This window comes from Paenibacillus validus NBRC 15382, from assembly GCF_004000985.1.
GTDB lineage: Bacteria > Bacillota > Bacilli > Paenibacillales > NBRC-103111 > Paenibacillus_G > Paenibacillus_G validus.
Genome location: NZ_BIMH01000109.1, coordinates 1 through 2,402, shown reverse-complemented (window position 1 = coordinate 2,402; position 2,402 = coordinate 1). Strand labels below are relative to the sequence as shown.

3 protein-coding genes are annotated in these 2,402 nt (G+C 46.4%); all 3 read left to right on the top strand.

Annotated features, from left to right (window positions below):
- The first annotated feature begins 118 nt into the window (after window positions 1–118).
- Entirely contained in the window at window positions 119–499 is a 381-nt protein-coding gene (gene tnpA / locus PVA01S_RS26260; protein WP_127610824.1) for an IS66 family insertion sequence element accessory protein TnpA, read from the top strand.
- Window positions 489–845, top strand: coding sequence for an IS66 family insertion sequence element accessory protein TnpB (tnpB, locus tag PVA01S_RS26255; RefSeq protein ID WP_127610823.1), 357 nt, complete (start codon window positions 489–491; stop codon window positions 843–845). Before tnpA ends, tnpB begins: the two co-directional genes overlap by 11 nt.
- Window positions 846–940: 95 nt before the next feature.
- Window positions 941–2,402 (top strand): IS66 family transposase (tnpC, locus tag PVA01S_RS26250; protein WP_127610822.1); only part of this gene is annotated, 1,462 nt, incomplete at its 3' end.

Below are 2,402 nucleotides of genomic sequence, written 5' to 3'. Positions count from 1 at the left end.
GTAAGCGTCTAATAAGTTAGTGTATAGAAACCTCCCTCAGTCTTTGAGACAATTCCCTTAATTGGAGTTTGTAGAGTTTTTCGACTTCGATCGAAAAACTCCAAAGGGAGGTTTAGAGTTGAATACCAGGGAAGTTACTAACCAGTATCGATTAAACAAATGGACTGAGATTGTCCGAGAATGTCGCAGTAGTGGACAAACGATCTCTGCCTGGTGTGCTGATCATGACATTAATCCTAAAACTTATTATTATTGGTTGAGGCGCGTGCGCGCTGCCGCATGCGAAGCCCTCCCGTCACTTTATTCTCAAAACAACCCAATTACCAATCCATTCGTACCAGTAAACATTCCAGTCTCTACAGCTGGTACTGATTCTGGTGATCAAGAAGTATTGTCAGATATCGTAATACGTTTTGGCGCTGTAACACTGGAGATTCGCAACAATGCATCAGCAACCTTGATCGAAAACACCTTGAGGGCATTGCAACATGTTCGGTGATATCTCAAAAGCGGAGAAAATCTATGTCGCCTGTGGGTATACCGACATGCGGAAGTCAATTGATGGACTTGCCGCAATCGTCCAGCAGAATTTTCAGTTAAACCCTTTCCAAAACAGTCTGTTTCTCTTTTGTGGCCGGCAACGTAATCGAATGAAAGCACTCTGTTGGGAAGGAGATGGATTTGTCCTCCTTTACAAGCGACTGGAAAACGGAAGTTTTCAATGGCCAATGAATGCCGAAGCCGTTCGCTCCATCACCTACCAGGAATTTCGTTGGCTTCTGGAAGGCCTGTCCATAGATCAACCTAAGGCCGTAAAAAAACTCCATATTACGGCCTGTCTTTAACGGTGAAAAACTCCGAAAATGCGCATAATTACTGGGTTTTTCGGCATTTTTATGCTATAATGGATACAGTAGAAAACGGTAAAGGAACTGTATTCATGAGCGCTGCGGAGCAGGTAAAAGTACTCGAAAAACGCATAGGCGAACTGGAACTGGAGAACAAACGGCTTCACGATACGGTTGAATATCTAACGCGCAAACTCTTCGGCAGAAGTACCGAGAAGACATCGTCCCTTTCTTTGGGGCAGATGTCTCTTTTTGATGAAGCAGAAATCGAAGCGGATCCGACGGCGCCAGAGCCTGACCTTAAGGAGATACAAGGGTACCGGCGAAAGAAATTTCAAGGTCAGCGGATGGAACTCTTGAAGGATATTCCTCACGACAAACGCCTTTGCACCCTTGATAAACAAGACTGCTTTTGCGAAGCATGCAGCACCGCACTTGTATCGGTTGGCGAAGAGTTCGTCCGAACTGAAATCGAGTTCATTCCTGCCAAAGTCAGAGCCATCGATTATTACCGTGAAACCTTTGAGTGCCGTACCTGTCGTAAGAACGGGAAACCCTACATGGAAAAGTCACCCATGCCTTATCCGGTGATCCAGCACTCCATGGCTTCTCCTTCCACAGTGGCATGGGTCATGCATCAGAAATTCGTCAACGCCCTTCCCCTGTACCGTCAGGAAAAGGAGTGGCGGACACTGGGCGTAAACCTTAGCCGTGCGACCATGGCCAACTGGATTCAAGCTGCGTCCCGCGACTGGCTAGCTCCATTGGTGGGGCTAATGCATCAAAAACTCCTGCAGGAAAAGTATTTACATGCGGATGAAACTGTCGTCCAAGTCATGAATGAAGAGGGGCGAAAGAATACCACCGATTCCTATATGTGGGTATACAGCAGCGGCCAGCATGGCAAACACCCCATTCGAATTTTCGAATACCAACCTGGCCGAAGTGGCAAATACCCTCAGAAATTCCTAAAGGGGTTCAATGGGTACCTTCACTCGGATGCATACTCCGGGTACACAAAGATTCCGGGTGTCACAAGATGCCTCTGTTGGACACATCTTCGAAGGAAATTCGTAGATTCCCTTCCGAAAGATATACAGAGCCCGGAAGCCACCCTTCCAAGCCAAGGCATTACATTCTGTAACAAACTTTTCGAGATTGAAAAAAAGCTTGAAGACCTTTCGAGCGAACAACGTAAATCTGAGCGTCTGGAACGAGAAAGACCCGTTTTGGAGGCTTTTTGGGTATGGATCGATTCCACCAAAGGTAAGGTGCTGCCCAAATCCAAACTAGGTGAAGCCTTGACCTATGCCCTAAATCATAAGGGAGAGTTTATGAATTATCTTCAGGATGGCAACTGCTCCATATCCAACAACCTTGCCGAAAACAGTATTCGACCCTTTACAATTGGAAGGAAAAACTGGCTCTTTAGCGGAAGTCCGAAAGGAGCTTCGGCGAGTGCCGCCGTTTACAGCATCATCGAAAGTGCTAAGGCAAATGGTCTTAATCCGTTTAAATATCTTCAATTCATCTTCAGCCAATTGCCGGAGGTTC